The sequence below is a fragment of the Blautia sp. AF19-10LB genome (assembly GCF_003461245.1).
GTDB lineage: Bacteria > Bacillota > Clostridia > Lachnospirales > Lachnospiraceae > Blautia_A > Blautia_A intestinihominis.
Map to the genome: position 1 here is coordinate 249,013 of NZ_QTWS01000001.1, position 18,364 is coordinate 267,376.

Consider the following 18,364-nt stretch of genomic DNA (forward strand, 5'->3'; position numbering starts at 1 on the left):
TGCCAGACGCATAGACGCAGAGCCGATAACGCATTAGGTCAAAAAACCTATGTGTTATCGGCTTTTTTATTTAATATTGCGCAAAAGCCGGGTCAGGTAGAATAAGTTTCGCAAAAAGACAAAGAGACATGGTTTGCAGATGTCTGGTAGAATGAAGTTGCGACACCACCATTCGAAAGGAGACAGCAAACCATGTCCGAAAAGATTGTACAGCTAAACGAAGAAGTTATCAAGGGGCAGCTCAAGGAACTTGTGCGCGGAAGCGTAGAGGAAACCCTCAACGAGCTGCTGGAGGCCGAAGCGGAGAAGCTGACCCAGGCGGCCCGGTACGAGCGCAATGAGCAACGCCAGGGCTACCGCAGCGGCCACTACAACCGCAACCTTACCACCACTTCTGGGGATGTCACACTCAAGATGCCCAAGCTCAAGGGGATCTCCTTTGAGACTGCCATCATTGAGCGGTATCGCCGCCGGGAGAGTAGCGTGGAAGAGGCTCTCATTGAGATGTACCTGGCTGGCGTATCCGTCCGGCGTGTAGAGGATATTACCGAGACTCTCTGGGGCAGTAAGGTCTCTCCCTCCACCATCAGTGAGCTGAACAAGAAAGCGTATGTCCACATCGAGGATTGGCGTAACCGTCCTCTGCAAGGCGGGCGGTATCCGTATGTCTATGTGGATGGGATCTATCTGCGCCGCAACTGGGGTGGAGAGTTTGAAAATGTGGCCATCCTGGTGGCAATCGCGGTCAATGAGGACGGATATCGTGAGGTTTTAGGTGCCGCCGAGGGCATGAAAGAGGACAAGGCCAGTTGGATCAACTTCTTCCAGTGGCTGCGTGGCCGTGGCCTGGACGGCGTGAAACTCATCGTTGGAGATAAGTGCCTTGGTATGCTGGAGGCCGTGGGCGAAGTGTTCCCTGAAGCCAAATACCAACGCTGCACCGTCCACTTTTACCGTAATGTGTTCTCTGTCACACCTCGCTCCAAGGTGAAACTGGTAGCCAAAATGCTCAAGGCGATCCACGCCCAGGAGAGCAAAAAAGCCGCTCGTGAAAAGGCCAGGGCCGTAGTGGAGGAGCTGTGTTCCATGAAGCTGAAAGAGGCTGCTAAGAAGGTGGAGGACAGCATCGAGGAGACTCTGACCTATTGTGATTTTCCCAGTGAGCATTGGACCCGTATCCGCACCAACAATGTCATTGAGAGGCTGAACCGGGAGATCCGCCGCCGTACTCGTGTAGTGGGCAGCTTCCCGGACGGCAACTCTGCCCTTATGCTGGTCTGTGCCCGGCTACGCCATGTAGCTGGCTCCCAGTGGGGCAACAAAAAGTACATGAATATGAAGCACCTGGAGGCCGCCATTGAGGATGCCTCCATTGCCGGCTGACTCCATTCATGCCAGAGCTTGCAAACTAAAGTGCGAAAAAATCTTGACACGACCAAAAGCCGCTGTTCCCTATTATAGAATGGATTGCGGGTAGTGTATTAAAGTCGCCCTTTTTTAAGGATACGGCGGTATCGGGGAGGTATCGCCGTGTCCATTTTTATTTACTGTAACCCGCCTAATGCTTTGCGGTCAAAAAAAGCTATGCTCCGCAAGCGGGATATTCCGGCTATGAGTATGAACTGTCAATACATCTAAATACTTCTTACATTTCCTTTGCGCTCGTCCGCGTCTTGCGGACGGGCGCATTTTGCTTTTTTCAACTTTTTTCTGAAAAACGCACTCAAGAGCCATCTCCCGAACGGGTACGGAGCGAAAGGGGCAGAGAGGACAAGCCCTTAACTCCCGTCCTCTACTCCACGCGGGAAGGAGGTGAACTCTATGGAGCTATCTTCTTCCGACAAGGAAAGAATACAACATCAGTACGACGCATTAGCAAAGAAAACTTTGGTTGGCGAAGCGAAAAGCCACCGCCGCACTCTTGCGAAACGCGCAGCACGCGAAGTACCTTTTTCGGATTTGAGCGAAAGCGAACTCGCGCAGCTTTTCACAACGGACGAATACAAAAGCGATTATTTCCGTTTTCAAGTGTCCGGCTTTGATGTACTCGTCAAAAATGAACTGCTTGCCGAAGCCCTTAACGCTTTGCCCGAAAGGAAACGCGACATTATCCTTTTGTCCTACTTCTTGGACATGAGCGACGCGGAAATTGCTGAACTGCTGAATGTTGTACGCACGACGGTTTTCCGGCACAGGAAATCCGCGCTTGCGAAAATCAAACAGTATTTGGAGGGAAAAGCAGATGATGAATACCGTTAGGAAATCTGAAAATCTGTTGCCGTTCCCTGTCATTTCCGCAGCGGCAAACGGCGACACAACCGCCATGTGCGCGATCTTGAAGCATTACGAGGGTTACATAGCGAAACTTTGTACCCGCACGCTGAAAGACGACGCGGGCAATACCTATTCCTATGTGGACGAGGAAATGCGTAACAGGCTGCAAGTGCGCCTTATTACCCGCACTCTTGCGTTTCATGTAGGCTAACTCTTTAAGCCCATGCGGGGAGCGTATACCCCTTTCCACGCTTCCCGTTATGGGCTGTTTGTCGTTCCGTAAAAGCATATCGGAAACGGTATGTTTTTACAGGCTGACAAAGCCTTATTGTTCCTTGACAAAGAAAGCCTTCGGGCAGCATAAGGCAGACGGATACAATTTGTCTGTGTGGAGCCGGTCGGCCGGTGCGCCATGACCCTGTTGCAAGTCCGCAGGACGGGACCCCTACCAAACAGGTGAGCGACAAAACCAGGCCGCAAAACAGGTGTGGCAACCTGTGGGCGAGGATACGCAGACAGGATAATGAGACTCCCGCGTTGAACGCCCTCAAAGCATTGCGCGGCGCACCCATCAGCATGGGCCGGGGTGAGATTCCCGTGGAGCTGCGGCCAGCAGCCGTCCGTTTTCTGCCTCTTTTATGGTTTTAATGAAATGGCATGAAAGGGGCCTTATTATGCAGAAAATTCAATCTGAAAATAAATATGCCCCGCCTATGCGGAGCAAAAAGAAGATCGGCAACACGACCTTTATCGTCAATTCTTTTTTCCCTCAAACGGGAAATCAGACGATAGCCTCCAAACTGGAGAACCTGATAAAAGCCGATGTTCAGAAACAAACTGTGACTTGAAAACCTCTTAACAGGCAGACAGGGAAAAGAAAGCGCGGTATAATGAAGTTGGACTTCAATATCGTGTTTGACTGCCAGATAGGAGGTATTTATGTATTATCAGTCAAACACCGCTGCCGCGCTTCAATTCCCTTACACGGCTATGAGCTCCGAAGAACTTACAGCTTTGTATTGTCGCTTATCCCGTGATGATGAATTGCAGGGTGACAGCAATAGCATTGTAAACCAGAAAAAAATCCTGGAAAAGTATGCCCGTGAGCATGGATACAGCAATTTCAAATTCTATGTTGATGATGGCATCTCAGGTACGACCTTCAACCGCCCAGGCTTTCAGCAGATGATTGCAGACATTGAGGCTGGCCTTGTCAAGAGGGTCATCATCAAGGATATGTCACGTTTCGGACGTGATTATCTGCAAGTCGGCATGTATACGGAAATCATGTTTCCCGAACATGATATTCACTTTATTGCGGTGAATGATGGTGTGGACAGCACTCAGGGTGACAACGAGTTTACGCCCTTCCGCAATATCATCAATGAATGGTACGCTAAAGACACCAGCAAAAAAATCCGTGCCGTTATGAAAGTGAAAGGCAATGCAGGAGAACATTTGACTGTTTTGCCTCCGTATGGATACATGAAATCGTCTGATGACAAAAAGCAATGGGTGAAGGATGAAGAAGCCGCCCAGGTAGTTTATGAAATTGGTCTCTATATCATGGATGGTTTGGGACCCTCGCAGATTGCAAGAAAACTGACGGAAAGAAAAATTCTTACTCCGGCTGCTTACTATGCGAGCAAGGGCAGAACAACCAATGTCACAAAGAAAGGTTCTCCTTACGCTTGGGATTCTTCTACGATTGCCGACATCATGGACCGCTGGCGTGAATACCTGGGGCACACAGTTAATTTCAAAACCCGTAAAAAATCCTACAAGAGTAAAAAGACCTTGCACAATCCAGAAAGCGAATGGAAGATTTTTGATAATACCCACGAAGCCATCTGGACGGAGGCGATTGCCGATGCAGCAAGGCTCGCAAGGCAGACGCGGCGCCGACCCACAAAGATGGGAGAAATGGGTATGTTCTCCGGCATGATGTTCTGTGCCGACTGCGGCTCCATTATGTACCAATGCAGGGCAACCAATTTCCGGCGCGATCAGGAATACTATCTGTGTTCCGGCTATCGGAAAAGCCGTGATGTATGTGGGCAGACACATTCTATCCGAACTGTTATCCTGGAAGAATTGGTTCTGCAAAATCTGCGCGAGATCGTTTCCTTCGCATCACAGCGCAAAGACGATTTTGTGAAGATGGTCATGGATGCGGATATGCGCCAACGTAACCAAGGTTTGGCAAAACGGCAGAAAACATTGGCCGATGCCGAAAAGCGGATTGCAGAGCTGGACACCATTTTCAAGCGGCTCTACGAAGATACTATTTCGGGAAAACTTTCTGACGAGCGTTTTCAAAAGCTCTCTACCGATTACGAGAAAGAGCAGCATCAGCTTCAAGATGTAGCGGCTGCTCTCCGTGATGAAATCGAAGCAGAGGAACAAAAAAGCGCCAATGTGGAAAGGTTTCTCTCCGTTGTAGAACGGTATACGGAAATTCCTGAATTAACCCCATGTATCTTACATGAGTTTGTCGAGAAGATCGTTGTCCATGCCGCCAGCGATCCAAAGGGCAAGAACCGCACCCAGGAAATTGACATCTACTATAAGGGCATTGGAGCCCTGGAAGTATCGAAAGTTACTTCATCAAGGCAAGAATGAGAAAAACGGCATAGCCGAAGCTATACCGTTTCTCTCTTGCCCCACGATGTTTTCTTATCGGGAGGCACCTTTCGAAGCGTTTCTTTTTTTTGTTCTGAAACAGGATTATTTATTGCGTTTACCGCGATATTTCTCCTCACAATACTTACATCTGTAAACTTCCTTCTCCGGGTCAGCGAGGATGAATACGTGATCCAGGCCCTGCTCGATGGAAGTGATGCAGCGTGGGTTCTTACATTTGATGACGTTTGTGATCTGTTTTGGAAGTTTCAGGATCCTTTTCTCAACGATCTTCTCGTCTTTGATGATGTTGACGGTGATGTTGTGATCGATGAAACCGAGGATGTCCAGGTCGAGGTTCTCGATAGGGCATTCTACCTTGATGATGTCCTTGACACCCATTTTGTTGCTCTTGGCATTCTTGATGATGGCAACGGTGCAGTCAAGTTTGTCGAGTTTCAGGTCATGATAAATAGTCATGGCTTTGCCGGCCTTGATATGGTCAAGTACGAAACCTTCGTGAAGTGCTCCAACGTTTAACATTATACTTCCACCTCCAGTAATCTAAGAATCAGTGCCATACGGACATAGACACCATACTGTGCCTGCTTGAAGTATGCGGCACGCGGATCATCATCTACTTCAACAGCGATCTCGTTTACACGCGGAAGCGGATGAAGAATGTACATATCCTTTGGAGCCAGTTCCATTTTCTGTTTGTCGAGGATGTAGAAATCCTTCATGCGTACGTAATCTTCTTCGTTGAAGAAACGTTCTTTCTGTACACGTGTCATGTAGAGGATGTCAAGCTTCGGAAGTGCATCTTCCAGACGCTCTACTTCTTCGAATTCTACGTTATTCTTCTCAAGGATATCTTCACGGATGTAGCTTGGTACACGAAGTTCTTCCGGTGAGATCAGAACGAATTTCACATTGGAATAACGAAGTACCAGCGCCTCGATCAGAGAATGAACGGTACGGCCGAATTTCAGGTCGCCACACAGACCGATCGTAAGGTTGTCAAGTCTTCCCTTGAGGGAACGGATAGTAAGAAGATCAGTGAGGGTCTGAGTAGGATGCTGATGACCACCGTCACCGGCGTTGATAACAGGAATAGAAGAAGCCATAGAAGCTACGAGCGGAGCGCCTTCTTTCGGATGACGCATAGCACAGATATCTGCATAACAGGAAACAACACGAATCGTATCGGCAACACTTTCGCCTTTGGAAGCGGAACTGGAACCGGCAGAAGAGAAACCTAAAACCTTGCCGCCAAGATTCATCATGGCTGCTTCAAAACTTAAACGTGTACGTGTACTTGGTTCATAAAAACAGGTGGCAAGTCGCTTATCATCGCAGACATGCGCATACTTTGATGGATTTTTTTCAATGTCGCTGGCAAGAGTCAGAAGATCGTCAAGTTCTTCTTTGGAAAGATCCAGCGGGCTCATTAAATGTCTCATAAGAAACCTCCCTTATTGATGTTGCGAAAATTCAATAAAATTCTCTCTTGCACAATCATATACTACAAGAATCGATTTTTCAAGCAGATTTCGTAAGTATTTTTTCAAAAATCAATCCTGCGGCAAACCAGAGAGGAGCATAGTCGAGCCGGATGATTCCTCTGTACTGAAAACGGGCAGCGGAGTAATCCCATGGACAGATGCCGATTTCTTTGAGAAAACTGCCGCTTATGAATTCGACCATATAAAATCCCAGCATATAGAGAAGTCCGCGGCAGACGAAAGACAGGGAGGAGATCCGTGCATACAAAGGAGCGATGATGGCAGCACAGCCGTAGATCGGGAACATGAGAAGCGAACTTTTGCCTGTCATTGTCCACTGGCCGGACAAAAGGGAGTGAAGCCCGGTCCAGAAAACCTCCATGCACCATCCGATCGAGCCGCAGAGAAAAAAGTTTGTCAGATTCTGGTTCATAGCGGTTCCTCCTGAAGTAAAAAAGATTTGATCAAAACCAATATTAACGATGCGTTAATTAGTATGGCTGGTCTTGAAAAAAAGATACACAGATGTTATATTTATACAAATAACACATTTAAGAAACAGGAGCATACAACATGGATTATCAGCAAAGCAGGGCATACATCAGAGACGCAGAGCAGTACGCAGGCGGTGCCCTGGATCTTACCAATATAAAGGAAATTATGAAGCGCCTTGGCAATCCCCAGGATCAGCTTAAATATGTTCATGTAGCAGGAACCAACGGCAAGGGATCCGTGATCGCGTATTTATATACGACACTGACCAATGCCGGATATCACGTTGGACGGTATATTTCCCCATCCGTATATTCTTACAGAGAAAAGATCGAGGTGGAGGGAACACCGATCAGCAGAGAGCAATTTGCAAAACATACGACCAGGGTTGCTGCAGTGATCGAAGAAATGACCGCAGAAGGTCTTGCACATCCCACCCCATTTGAAATCGAAACGGCGGTGGCATTTTTATTTTTTGCAGAAGAAAAATGTGATCCGGTCATCCTGGAAGTAGGCATGGGCGGTATCACAGATGCGACAAACCTGATCCGCACGACAGAACTTGCTGTTCTCGTACCGATCAGCATGGATCATCAGTCCTTCCTTGGCAACACGATCGCAGAGATCGCGGAGAAAAAAGCCGGCATCATCAAACCAGGCTGCAGCGTGGCAACGATCGGACAGGAACCGGAGGCACTGAAGGTCATAGAGAACGTAAGTCATGAGGCAGGGACAGACCTCTGCGCGGCAGATATTTCCCAGGCAGAAGTGCTGGAAGCAGATTTTACCGGACAGCGTTTCCTCTACAAAGGAGAGGAATACACACTTTCTCTCGCCGGTTCCTACCAGACGGAGAATGCAGTCCTTGCACTGGAAGCCTTACGTATCCTGGATGAGAGAGGCTATCATACCACGACAGAGCAGCGCAGGGAAGGACTTAAGGCAACCCACTGGAACGGAAGACTGACCATCATCCACAGAGATCCGCTGTTTATCGTGGACGGAGCACACAATCCGGCTGCGGCAGATATGCTCGAGGATTCTGTACGGAAATATTTCAAAGACCGCAGGATGTTTTTTATCATGGGTGTTTTCCGGGACAAGGATTATCCATATATTATCCGGAAACTCTGCCCTTATGCAGAACAGATCATTGCGATCGAGACACCGGATAACCCGAGGGCACTCCCGGCGGAGGAACTTGCCGAAGCGATCTGTCCATGCAACCCACATGTCCACGCGGAGAAAAATATCGCAAAAGCGGTCGAGGAACTGTTTGAGATGGCAGGGAAGGACGATGTGATCCTGTCCTTTGGCTCACTGTCCTTTATCGGGGACATCACCCGGATCGTAAATACAAGAAAAGAGGTATCCGGATCACCGGTATCGGAAGGGAATAACGAATGATAGATTTACAGGAATGCCGCAAGGAGATCGATGTCATCGACAAAGAGATCTTACGGTTATTTGAAAAACGAATGAAAGTCTGCGAGGATGTTGCAGAATACAAGATACATACAGGAAAGCAGGTACTTGACCCGAAGAGAGAACAGGACAAACTGGATGTTCTCAAGAATCAGGCACATGGAAGCTTCAACAGCCTTGGTGCGCAGGAGCTTTTTCAGCAGATCATGGCGATCAGCCGCAAACGCCAGTACCAGCTTCTGACCAAGAATGGTGTCGGAACAGAGCGAAACTACAAGATGGTCGACGAACTTCCGCTCAAAGATGTAAACGTTGTTTTTCAGGGAGTTGAGGGCGCATACAGCTATGCGGCCATGAGAGCATATTTCCCGGAGGAGATCAACAGCTACCATGTCAAGACCTTCCGTGCAGCGATGGAGGAGGTTGCTTTTGGCAAGGCTGATTATGCAGTCCTTCCGATCGAGAATTCCACAGAGGGGATCGTGACGGATATTTATGATCTTTTGACAGAATATCAGCTTTATATCGTCGGGGAGCAGGGGGTCCGCGTACAGCACGTGCTTCTGGGACTTCCGGGCGTGACCGTGGACGAGATCGACACCGTCTATTCCCATCCACAGGCACTTGCACAGTGTAAACATTATCTCGAAGAACATCCGTCATGGAAAACCGTCAAGGCAGAGAACACAGCAGCTTCAGCCAAGAGGATCAAGGAAGAGCAGAAGAGAAACCAGGCGGCGATCGCAAGCCGTGCAGCAGGCGAGCTCTACGGACTTTCTATCCTTGCCGAAAACATCTGCCACAATGATCAGAATGTGACACGTTTCATCATTGTCAGCAGTAAACCGATCTATGAGAAAAATGCAGGAAAGATCAGCGTATGCTTCGAACTGCCGCATGCAAGCGGTACTCTGTATCACATGCTGTCACATTTTATCTACAACAGCCTGAGCATGACAAAGATCGAGTCCAGACCGATCCCGGGACAGAACTGGAAATACCGTTTCTTTGTAGATTTCGAAGGAAACCTGGAAGATCCGGCGGTCAAAAATGCACTTCGAGGTCTTGAAGCAGAGGCGATCGGGGTACGTGTACTTGGAAATTACGGACAGCAGGAGGAAATATAAAAATGACCAGAGTAAAAGAATGCGTATTATACAGAGGATTTGAACATGGAGAGATCCTTGACAAGATGACAGCACTTATGGATGCCTGTGAGAAGTCAGCCGTAAACGCAAAAGAAATGGAAGAAGATTTCTATGAATGTGTCAACGGTCTGATCGAGACAGCAGGTTCCTATGGATTTGCAGGAAACCTGTGGCACAATTATCTGACTCTGCTTCTTGTGAACAACGAGAATGCATTCAGCACCGCGAGCGAGATCCGTGGACATATCGACGGAAGCATCAATGAGCTGGCACTCCATGATTTTGCAATCTTCAAGGAACTGTATGATTTTGACCTGAATCTTCTGGACAAAGTATTCCATACTTCCTGCTGCGGTATCCTCTGCGACTATCAGGCACCGAAGGACAGTGGAAAGATGTTCAACAAACGTATCCGCGACCGTATCTGCGAGATGAGCCGCACACTGGCAGCAGCCAAGGATACAAAGGAATTCATGGAAGATATGGTCCAGTTCTATAAGGATTTCGGCGTAGGCAAGCTGGGACTTCATAAGGCTTTCCGTATCGAGAAAGACGAGAATGGAAAAGCACAGATCGTTCCGATCACAAGGATCGCACATGTACGTCTGGATGACCTGGTAGGCTATGAGATCCCGAAACAGAAACTGATCGAAAACACAGAAGCATTTGTCCGAGGCAGAAAAGCAAACAACTGTCTGCTGTTCGGTGATGCAGGTACAGGTAAATCCTCCAGTATCAAGGGAATCCTGAACCAGTATTATGATGAGGGACTTCGTATCATTGAAGCTTACAAGCATCAGTTCCAGGATCTGAACGAGATCATTGCTCAGATCAAGGACCGCAATTACAAGTTTATCATCTACATGGATGACCTTTCCTTCGAAGAATTTGAAATTGAATACAAATATCTGAAAGCTGTGATCGAAGGTGGTCTGGAGCGTAAACCGGACAATATTCTGATCTATGCGACCAGCAACCGTCGTCACCTTGTCCGCGAAAGAGCAGGGGACAAACTGGAAGTTGGAGATAGTGACGATATCCACTCCTCTGATACCGTACAGGAAAAACTTTCTCTGGTATATCGTTTTGGCGTTCGTATCTACTTCGGCGCACCGGACCGCAAGGAATTCCACACGATCGTCAAGACACTGGCAGCCCGTCATGGCATCCAGATGCCGGAAGACCAGCTCCTTGCGGAAGCTGGCAAATGGGAGATCTCTCATGGAGGACTTACCGGAAGAACTGCACAGCAGTTTATTGATCACCTTCTCGGAAAAGAGGAAAACTAATAGATAAGCAGGAAGGGGTATGGGATATGGCAATTACAACATTTGCAGCGATTGATATCGGTTCTTATGAGATCAGCATGAAGATCTTTGAGTTTTCCAAAAAGATCGGATTCCGTCAGCTGAACGATGTAAGATACCGCCTGGAGATCGGAAAGGGAGCCTATTCATCGGGAAGACTGGAACCTGAGATCGTGGATGCGATCTGTGGGATCTTGAAGGATTTTGACAAGATGATGAAGGAATTCGGAGTTTCCGATTATCGTGCCTGTGCGACCAGTGCATTCCGTGAGATGGTAAATCCGCTGATCGTTCAGGAACAGATCTACCGCCGTACAGGGATCCATGTAGAGATCCTCAGCAATGCCGAGCAGCATTTTCTGGGCTACAAATCGATCGCGGCAAAAGAATCCAGCTTCAAAAAGATGATCCAGAAGGGAACTGCGATCCTGGATGTCGGAGGCGGCGGGCTGCAGGTGTCTCTTTTTGACAAGGATGCACTTGTAACAACACAGAGCCTCAAGATGGGAAGCATGCGTATCCGTGAACGGCTCAAAGAACTTGAGAAGACCACGACGCATTACGACCAGCTGATCATGGAATTTATCCGAAATGACCTAACCGCTTTTCAGCGGCTGTATCTGAAAGACCGGGAGATCAAAAATGTGATCCTGATGGGGGATTTTCTTGCAGATACGATCTTTCAGGAGCATATCGGAGAACATATCCTCACAATGGAAGAGTTTGGGAAGCATTATGAGGAAACGGTATACAAGACAGAGCAGGCACTGGCAGATGAGATGGGGATCGATCTGGAGTATGCGTCCCTGATCGTTCCGACGATGGTCATCTGCAAAAACTTCATCGACATTTTCCAGGCAGAAGCAGTCTGGGTTCCGGGAGTTTCTCTTCTTGATGGAATTGCCTACGATTACGGAGAAAAGAAGAAGTTCATCAAGAGCGCCCACAATTTCGAAAATGACATTCTGGTTGCTTCCAGAAACATTGCCAAACGCTATTCCAGCGGCAAAAACCATATCCAGGGCACAACGGATATCGCACTGACGATCTTTGACAGCATGAAGAAAGTCCACGGTATGGGTGCAAGAGAACGTCTTCTTCTCCAGATCGCCGTACAGCTCCATGACTGCGGTAAATACATCAGCATGGGCGATGTGGCAGAGTGTTCTTACCGCATCATCATGGCGACCGAGATCATCGGACTTTCCACAGAAGAGCGAAGAGTCATTGCCAGCGCGGTACGTTATAATACGACAGAATTCGTTTATTATGGAAATTATGACGATGGTCCGGGACTCGACAAGGAACGTTATCTTCTGGTAGCGAAACTGACCGCGATCCTTCGCCTTGCGAATGCCATGGACCGCAGCCATTATCAGAAAGTGCAGGGGCTCAAGGCTGTGCTCAAAGACAGAGAACTGCAGCTTATGATCGACTCCAGCCGTGACATTTCTCTGGAACTTGGACTTCTCAAGGACAAAGTAGCGTTCTTTGAGGAAGTCTTTGGAATACATCTTGTGCTGAAACGCCGCCGCAGAGCGTAGAGGAGGAAAAATATGGATTTAAGTAAATTTGAAAAACCGGAATACTATGTAAACAGGGAATTAAGCTGGCTGAAATTCGATGAGAGAGTCTTGAGCGAAGCCAGGGATAAATCCCTCCCCCTGTTTGAAAGACTGAAATTCTTAAGCATCACCTCTTCAAACCTGGATGAGTTTTTTATGGTGCGTGTCGCATCCCTCAAGGATCAGGTGCATGCAGGTTACAAGAAAAAAGACATCGCAGGAATGACCTCCGAAGAACAGCTCCGTGAGATCAGCAAACAGACACATGAGCTGGTAAAAGTACAGTATAGCACCTTCAACCGTTCTGTCCTTCCGGCACTTGAGAAAGTGGGACTTCACCTGATTGCAGAGCATGAGGATCTGAACCAGAAACAGCAGGAATTTGTTGACCGGTATTTCGAGGACAATGTGTATCCGGTACTGACTCCGATGGCCATGGATTCTTCCAGACCATTTCCACTCATCCGCAATAAGACTCTGAATATCGGCGCACTGATCGCCAAGAAAAATAACAAAAAACATACCAAAGAGCTGGAATTTGCCACCGTTCAGGTGCCTTCTGTACTTCCAAGGATCGTAGAGATCCCTTCCGCAAAAAAAGGCGACCGTACCGTGATCCTTCTGGAAGAGATCATTGAGCGCAATATCGGCAAGCTTTTCCTGAGCAATGATGTTGTCTGCGCGCATCCGTACCGTATCATGCGTAATGCGGACCTCACGATCGACGAAGATGAGGCAGAGGATCTTCTGGTAGAGATCCAGAAACAGCTCAAGAAACGCCAGTGGGGCGAGGTCATCCGACTTGAGGCAGAAGAAAAGATGGATGCACGTCTTCTTGATATCCTCAAGAAAGAATTTGAGATCAAGGAAGCAGATATTTACAGCATCAATGGACCGCTGGATCTTACCATGCTGATGAAACTTTATGGACTGGAAGGCTTTGACGAGTACAAGAGCCCGAAACATACACCGGCACCTGTGCCGCAGTTCCAGAATGACAAGGATATCTTTGAGGTGATCCGCGAGGGAGATGTCTTCCTGCATCATCCATATATGAGCTTTGATCCGGTCGTAGATTTCGTGCGCCAGGCAGCGAAGGATCCTGGTGTCCTCGCGATCAAGCAGACACTTTACCGCGTCAGCGGCCATTCACCGATCATCGCAGCGCTTGCACAGGCAGCAGAAAATGGTAAACAGGTTTCCGTACTGGTGGAACTGAAGGCCAGATTCGACGAGGAAAATAACATCGTCTGGGCAAAAATGCTCGAAAAAGCCGGCTGTCATGTAATCTACGGTCTTGTCGGTCTCAAGACACACAGCAAGATCACTCTGGTCGTTCGAAGAGAAGAGACCGGCATCCGCCGTTATGTGCATCTGGCAACCGGTAACTACAACGATTCCACAGCCAAACTTTATACAGACTGCGGTATCTTTACCTGCGATGAACGTTTCGGAGAGGATGCGACGGCTGCATTCAACATGCTTTCCGGTTATTCTGAGCCAAAGCGCTGGAACCGTCTGATCGTCGCACCGATCTGGATGAAAAACCGTTTCCTGCAGATGATCGAGAGAGAAGCAGAACATGCGAAACAAGGACTTCCGGCATGCATTGTTGCCAAGATGAACTCTTTATGTGACCCGGCGATCATTTCAGCTCTTTATCATGCTTCTTCCTGCGGCGTGCAGATCTATCTTCTGGTACGAGGCATCTGCTGCATGAAAGTGGGAATCCCGGGAGTGAGCGAAAACATCCATGTGCGCTCCATCGTCGGAGAATTCCTGGAACACAGCAGGATCTTTTACTTCCAGAATGGCGGAGCTGAGGAGATCTACATGGGAAGTGCAGACTGGATGCCGCGAAATCTGGACCGCCGTGTCGAGATCGTATTCCCGGTAGAGGATGAGCAGATCAAGAAAGAGATCAAGCACATCCTGGATCTGGAATTCCGTGACAATGTAAAGGCACATCTGCTTCAGCCTGATGGAACGTATGAGAAACAGGACAAGAGAGGCAAAACTCTCATCAATTCTCAGATGGAATTCTGCGCAGAAGCACAGAAAAAAGCAAAAAAACAGAAAAAAGCCGAGAAAAACCATTCCAGAGTGTTCATCCCGGCAGAGCCGGTCAAAGATCCGGAAGAATAAAAAAGTTCTGGATAACAAATAAACTTTACGAGGGGAAAGAGATTATGAGCAACGAAAAACAAAGCTTTCTGAAGCGGAAGAACGTGATCATATCGTTCAAACGCTACGGGATCGATGCGATGGGTTCCATGGCACTGGGACTTTTTGCGTCACTTCTGATCGGTACGATCATCAACACCATAGGGCAGAATGTATGCCCGGGAAGTTTCGTTTCAGAGAAGCTTCTGGAGATCGGTGGTTATGCGACCAGTGTGACAGGTGCTGCGATGGCACTTGCGATCGGTCATGCGCTCCAGGCACCGCCGCTGGTCATGTATTCCTTGTGTGCAGTAGGAGCTGCCTGCAATGCGATCGGCGGTTCCGGCGGACCACTGGCAGTATTTTTTGTGGCAGTCATCACCTGTGAGATCGGAAAACTGGTTTCCAAGGAGACAAAGATCGACATCATCGTGACACCGGCAGTCACCGTGATCGTTGGCGTAGTTCTGGCGATGCTTCTGGCACCTGTATGCAAGAGTGTCTGCGATGCACTTGGTTCCTTTATCGGATGGGCAACAGATCTAAGACCGTTCTGGATGGGGATCATCGTATCGGTAGTAGTTGGAGTTGTCCTGACACTTCCGATCAGTTCGGCTGCGATCTGTGCCGCAATCGGCATCAGCGGCGGGGCAGTCCTCGTCGGTATTGCGGATGGCAGCGTGACAATGGAAGTCTGGAACGGACTGGCACTGGCAGGCGGAGCAGCAACTGCAGGATGCTGTGCACATATGCTCGGTTTCGCGATCTTGAGCTTTCCAGATAACGGGATCGGCGGGTTTGTTGCACAGGGACTGGGAACTTCCATGCTCCAGGTTCCGAACCTGATGAAAAAACCAGTTCTCTGGCTCCCTCCGGTCATCACTTCTGCGATCACCGGACCGATCGCAACCTGCGTGTTCCATATGCGGAACAATGGCCCTGCGATCTCATCCGGAATGGGAACTTCCGGTCTGGTAGGACCGATCGGCGTGATCACAGGATGGGCACAGATGCCGGAAGGCTATACAACGGGAGCGTTTGACTGGGTCGGAATGATCCTGATCTGTTTTGTGCTTCCATTACTCATTACCTGGGTGATCGGCAAGATCTTCCGTGCAAAAGGGATCATCAAGCCGGGAGATCTCAAGATCGATCTCGGCTGATCTGCACAGGATACAGATCATCTGAATGAAAGAGGACAGGGCTGCTGCCGCAGTTTCATGCGGAAAACAGCCCTGCTTTTTCAGTTTTTCAAAAAAATTTAAAAAAATTAAAAAAAGTACTTGCATTTTTGAAAACACTGGTATATACTAAGCAAGTCGGTTGCGAACAGAGATCGACAGAGCAGTATGGCCAGTTGGTCAAGGGGTTAAGACGTCGCCCTCTCACGGCGAAAACACGGGTTCGATTCCCGTACTGGCTGCTTGAGAAGTTTTGCTTCTCGAATCAAACTACATATTCATCTGTCGAGGTGAGAATGAAGAATCGGCAGAGCAGCGTGGCCAGTTGGTCAAGGGGTTAAGACGTCGCCCTCTCACGGCGAAAACACGGGTTCGATTCCCGTACTGGCTGCTTGAGAAGTTTTGCTTCTCGAATCAAACTACATATACATCTGTCGAGGTGAGAATGAAGAATCGGCAGAGCAGCGTGGCCAGTTGGTCAAGGGGTTAAGACGTCGCCCTCTCACGGCGAAAACACGGGTTCGATTCCCGTACTGGCTGCTTAAGAATAATCAGAGTTTTCTCTGGTTATTTTTTTTTCCAAATCTATCGAAGAATATCGAATCCCCAAAAACTGTCTTGAAAAATTCAGAAGGATACGGTATGATATAGAACAAATGTTTGAGTATCAGGCGTTACTGTTCACTCCGTTCACAGTAACTATCAGGCTCCGAATGGAGCATAAGAAAGGAAATGAATATACCCATGGCAAAAAAGCAAACCTATGATGCTGGCAGTATCTCGGTTCTGGAAGGACTGGAGGCAGTCCGGAAACGACCGGGTATGTATATTGGAAGTGTATCCCGCAAGGGACTGAATCATCTGATCTATGAGATCGTAGACAATGCAGTAGATGAGCACCTTGCCGGATATTGCAGTGAGATCCATGTGACACTGGAGAAGGACGGTTCCGCGACCGTAACAGATAACGGACGAGGAATCCCGGTAGATATGCATGAGAAAGGAATGTCCGCGGAGCGTCTTGTCTTTACGACCCTGCATGCAGGCGGCAAGTTCGACAATGCCGCATACAAGACCAGCGGCGGTCTCCACGGTGTCGGTTCCTCTGTTGTCAATGCGCTTTCTACTTATCTGGATATCAAGATCAGCAGGGATGGATATGTACATCATGACCACTATGAAAGAGGAATCCCGACCATCGAACTGGAGGAGGGGCTTCTCCCGAAACTTGGACGCACGAAGGCGACCGGAACCTGCATCAATTTCCTTCCGGACCCGGAGATCTTTGAGAAGACCCGTTTCTCTGCAACAGAGGTCAAGAGCCGTCTCCATGAGACAGCATACCTGAATCCTGCCCTGACGATCTATTTCGAGGATCTGCGCGGTGCGGAGCCGGAGAAACTGGAATACCATGAGCCGGAGGGGATCATCGGATACATCCGTGATCTGAACCACAGTTCTGAGGCACTTCATGAGCCGGTCTACCTCAAGGGAGAGGCAGACGGCATCCAGGTAGAGGTGGCTTTCCAGTACACCAGTGATTTCCGCGAGAATGTTCTGGGCTTCTGTAATAACATCTACAATGCAGAGGGCGGTACACACCTGACAGGATTTAAGACAACTTTTACGACTGTCATGAACAGTTATGCGCGAGAGATCGGTGTCATCAAGGACAAGGATCCGAATTTTACAGGAGCAGATATCCGAAATGGAATGACAGCAGTTGTTTCCATCAAACACCCTGCACCGAGATTCGAAGGACAGACTAAGACAAAACTCGACAACCAGGATGCTGCCAAAGCGACAGGCAAGGTCCTGGGCGAGCAGCTTGTCCTCTATTTTGACAGAAATCTGGAGACACTCAAGGCGATCCTTTCCTGTGCAGAGAAGGCAGCCAAGATCCGCAAGACCGAGGAGAGAGCCAAGACAAACCTTCTGACCAAGCAGAAATATTCCTTTGATTCCAATGGCAAGCTTGCCAACTGTGAGAAGAAAGATCCATCCCAGTGTGAGATATTTATCGTAGAGGGAGATTCCGCAGGCGGTTCTGCCAAGACAGCCAGAAATCGTAATTATCAGGCGATCCTTCCGATCCGTGGTAAGATCCTCAACGTTGAGAAGGCAACGATCGACAAGGTTCTTGCCAATGCAGAGATCAAGACGATGATCAATGCGTTTGGATGCGGTTTTTCCGAAGGATACGGCAACGACTTTGATATCAGCAAGCTCCGTTATGACAAGATCGTGATCATGGCCGATGCCGATGTCGATGGTGCACATATTTCGACACTTCTTCTGACACTGTTTTATCGTTTTATGCCGGAACTGATCTATGAGGGGCATGTCTATATCGCAATGCCGCCTCTCTACAAGGCAATGCCGAAAAAAGGCCCGGAAGAATATCTTTACGACGACAAGGCACTGGAGAAATACCGTAAGGCGCACAAACCGGGCAGCTTTACGCTCCAGCGATACAAAGGTCTTGGAGAGATGGATGCAGAACAGCTCTGGGAGACAACGCTGAACCCGGAGACAAGAAGGATGAAGCGTGTGGAGATCGAGGACGCGCGTCTGGCATCCAGCGTGACAGAGATTCTTATGGGAAGCGAAGTACCGCCGCGTAAGGCGTTCATTTACGAACATGCAGCAGACGCGGAACTTGACATCTAAGGAAGGGATTTT

At 48.6% G+C, this 18,364-nt stretch carries 15 protein-coding genes and 3 tRNA genes; 15 read left to right on the forward strand and 3 right to left on the reverse strand.

Translation table 11 applies throughout. From position 1 onward, the window contains the following. Positions 1–192: 192 nt before the first annotated feature. The 5 genes from DWX28_RS01195 (at position 193) to DWX28_RS01225 (ending at position 4,896) form a co-directional block, all read left to right on the forward strand. Positions 193–1,383, forward strand: a complete 1,191-nt coding sequence (locus DWX28_RS01195; RefSeq protein WP_044943990.1) for an IS256 family transposase — start codon at positions 193–195, stop codon at positions 1,381–1,383. Between the two features lie 438 nt (positions 1,384–1,821). After that, positions 1,822–2,259 carry a sigma-70 family RNA polymerase sigma factor gene (locus tag DWX28_RS01200; protein ID WP_003502131.1) on the forward strand — a complete coding sequence of 146 codons (438 nt, stop codon included), beginning with the start codon at positions 1,822–1,824 and terminating at the stop codon, positions 2,257–2,259. After that, positions 2,246–2,485, forward strand: a complete 240-nt coding sequence (locus tag DWX28_RS01205; protein WP_003508283.1) for a helix-turn-helix domain-containing protein — start codon at positions 2,246–2,248, stop codon at positions 2,483–2,485. Before DWX28_RS01200 ends, DWX28_RS01205 begins: the two co-directional genes overlap by 14 nt. Before the next feature lie 463 nt (positions 2,486–2,948). Next, on the forward strand, positions 2,949–3,122 hold the full coding sequence (locus DWX28_RS01220) for a transposon-encoded TnpW family protein (protein WP_158565266.1): 174 nt from the start codon (positions 2,949–2,951) through the stop codon (positions 3,120–3,122). A 91-nt stretch (positions 3,123–3,213) separates the two neighbouring features. Beyond that, entirely contained in the window at positions 3,214–4,896 is a 1,683-nt protein-coding gene (locus DWX28_RS01225) for a recombinase family protein (RefSeq protein WP_199611781.1), read from the forward strand. Between the two features lie 105 nt (positions 4,897–5,001). Here DWX28_RS01225 and DWX28_RS01230 read toward each other — a convergent pair whose 3' ends face one another. From DWX28_RS01230 to DWX28_RS01240, 3 genes are all read right to left on the reverse strand, one after another. Beyond that, positions 5,002–5,439, reverse strand: a complete 438-nt coding sequence (locus DWX28_RS01230) for an aspartate carbamoyltransferase regulatory subunit (RefSeq protein ID WP_022214906.1) — start codon at positions 5,437–5,439, stop codon at positions 5,002–5,004. Next, the gene (pyrB, locus tag DWX28_RS01235; protein WP_022214905.1) at positions 5,439–6,359 is read right to left on the reverse strand and encodes an aspartate carbamoyltransferase; all 921 of its coding nucleotides are present in this window, start codon (positions 6,357–6,359) and stop codon (positions 5,439–5,441) included. Before pyrB ends, DWX28_RS01230 begins: the two co-directional genes overlap by 1 nt. A gap of 79 nt (positions 6,360–6,438) precedes the next feature. Continuing rightward, positions 6,439–6,834 carry a putative ABC transporter permease gene (locus DWX28_RS01240; protein ID WP_022214904.1) on the reverse strand — a complete coding sequence of 132 codons (396 nt, stop codon included), beginning with the start codon at positions 6,832–6,834 and terminating at the stop codon, positions 6,439–6,441. Positions 6,835–6,974: 140 nt separating this feature from the next. Between DWX28_RS01240 and DWX28_RS01245 the strand changes: the two genes are divergently transcribed. The 10 genes from DWX28_RS01245 to DWX28_RS01290 all read left to right on the forward strand — a co-directional run bounded on the left by DWX28_RS01245 (position 6,975) and on the right by DWX28_RS01290 (position 18,352). Beyond that, complete coding sequence (locus DWX28_RS01245) at positions 6,975–8,300, forward strand: bifunctional folylpolyglutamate synthase/dihydrofolate synthase (RefSeq protein WP_118251430.1); 1,326 nt, start codon at positions 6,975–6,977, stop codon at positions 8,298–8,300. After that, entirely contained in the window at positions 8,297–9,445 is a 1,149-nt protein-coding gene (gene pheA, locus DWX28_RS01250; RefSeq protein ID WP_118251431.1) for a prephenate dehydratase, read from the forward strand. The genes DWX28_RS01245 and pheA overlap by 4 nt, the downstream gene beginning before the upstream one ends. Positions 9,446–9,447: 2 nt before the next feature. Next, positions 9,448–10,755, forward strand: coding sequence for an ATP-binding protein (locus tag DWX28_RS01255; RefSeq protein ID WP_022214901.1), 1,308 nt, complete (start codon positions 9,448–9,450; stop codon positions 10,753–10,755). A gap of 26 nt (positions 10,756–10,781) precedes the next feature. Continuing rightward, positions 10,782–12,317 carry a Ppx/GppA phosphatase family protein gene (locus DWX28_RS01260; protein WP_118251432.1) on the forward strand — a complete coding sequence of 512 codons (1,536 nt, stop codon included), beginning with the start codon at positions 10,782–10,784 and terminating at the stop codon, positions 12,315–12,317. Positions 12,318–12,329: 12 nt separating this feature from the next. Continuing rightward, entirely contained in the window at positions 12,330–14,483 is a 2,154-nt protein-coding gene (locus tag DWX28_RS01265; RefSeq protein ID WP_022214899.1) for an RNA degradosome polyphosphate kinase, read from the forward strand. A 44-nt stretch (positions 14,484–14,527) separates the two neighbouring features. Then, positions 14,528–15,664 (forward strand): PTS transporter subunit IIC, encoded by a 1,137-nt coding sequence (locus DWX28_RS01270; RefSeq protein ID WP_118251433.1) that lies wholly within the window; start codon positions 14,528–14,530, stop codon positions 15,662–15,664. A 188-nt stretch (positions 15,665–15,852) separates the two neighbouring features. Beyond that, positions 15,853–15,924 (forward strand) — tRNA-Glu (locus tag DWX28_RS01275). Between the two features lie 77 nt (positions 15,925–16,001). Beyond that, positions 16,002–16,073, forward strand: a tRNA-Glu gene (locus tag DWX28_RS01280). 77 nt (positions 16,074–16,150) lie between these two features. After that, positions 16,151–16,222 (forward strand) — tRNA-Glu (locus DWX28_RS01285). Between the two features lie 204 nt (positions 16,223–16,426). Continuing rightward, complete coding sequence (locus DWX28_RS01290) at positions 16,427–18,352, forward strand: DNA gyrase/topoisomerase IV subunit B (RefSeq protein WP_022214897.1); 1,926 nt, start codon at positions 16,427–16,429, stop codon at positions 18,350–18,352. Positions 18,353–18,364: the final 12 nt, after the last annotated feature.

Excerpts from the sequence above, each read along its gene's own strand:
- DWX28_RS01200 (WP_003502131.1), top strand. The coding sequence starts at position 1,822 with ATGGAGCTATCTTCTTCCGACAAGGAAAGAATACAACATCAGTACGAC.
- DWX28_RS01205 (WP_003508283.1), top strand. The coding sequence starts at position 2,246 with ATGAATACCGTTAGGAAATCTGAAAATCTGTTGCCGTTCCCTGTCATT.
- DWX28_RS01240 (WP_022214904.1), bottom strand. The coding sequence starts at position 6,834 with ATGAACCAGAATCTGACAAACTTTTTTCTCTGCGGCTCGATCGGATGG.
- pyrB (WP_022214905.1), bottom strand. The coding sequence starts at position 6,359 with ATGAGACATTTAATGAGCCCGCTGGATCTTTCCAAAGAAGAACTTGAC.
- DWX28_RS01225 (WP_199611781.1), top strand. The coding sequence starts at position 3,214 with ATGTATTATCAGTCAAACACCGCTGCCGCGCTTCAATTCCCTTACACG.
- DWX28_RS01255 (WP_022214901.1), top strand. The coding sequence starts at position 9,448 with ATGACCAGAGTAAAAGAATGCGTATTATACAGAGGATTTGAACATGGA.
- DWX28_RS01290 (WP_022214897.1), top strand. The coding sequence starts at position 16,427 with ATGGCAAAAAAGCAAACCTATGATGCTGGCAGTATCTCGGTTCTGGAA.
- DWX28_RS01260 (WP_118251432.1), top strand. The coding sequence starts at position 10,782 with ATGGCAATTACAACATTTGCAGCGATTGATATCGGTTCTTATGAGATC.
- DWX28_RS01195 (WP_044943990.1), top strand. The coding sequence starts at position 193 with ATGTCCGAAAAGATTGTACAGCTAAACGAAGAAGTTATCAAGGGGCAG.
- DWX28_RS01220 (WP_158565266.1), top strand. The coding sequence starts at position 2,949 with ATGCAGAAAATTCAATCTGAAAATAAATATGCCCCGCCTATGCGGAGC.
- pheA (WP_118251431.1), top strand. The coding sequence starts at position 8,297 with ATGATAGATTTACAGGAATGCCGCAAGGAGATCGATGTCATCGACAAA.
- DWX28_RS01270 (WP_118251433.1), top strand. The coding sequence starts at position 14,528 with ATGAGCAACGAAAAACAAAGCTTTCTGAAGCGGAAGAACGTGATCATA.
- DWX28_RS01245 (WP_118251430.1), top strand. The coding sequence starts at position 6,975 with ATGGATTATCAGCAAAGCAGGGCATACATCAGAGACGCAGAGCAGTAC.
- DWX28_RS01230 (WP_022214906.1), bottom strand. The coding sequence starts at position 5,439 with ATGTTAAACGTTGGAGCACTTCACGAAGGTTTCGTACTTGACCATATC.
- DWX28_RS01265 (WP_022214899.1), top strand. The coding sequence starts at position 12,330 with ATGGATTTAAGTAAATTTGAAAAACCGGAATACTATGTAAACAGGGAA.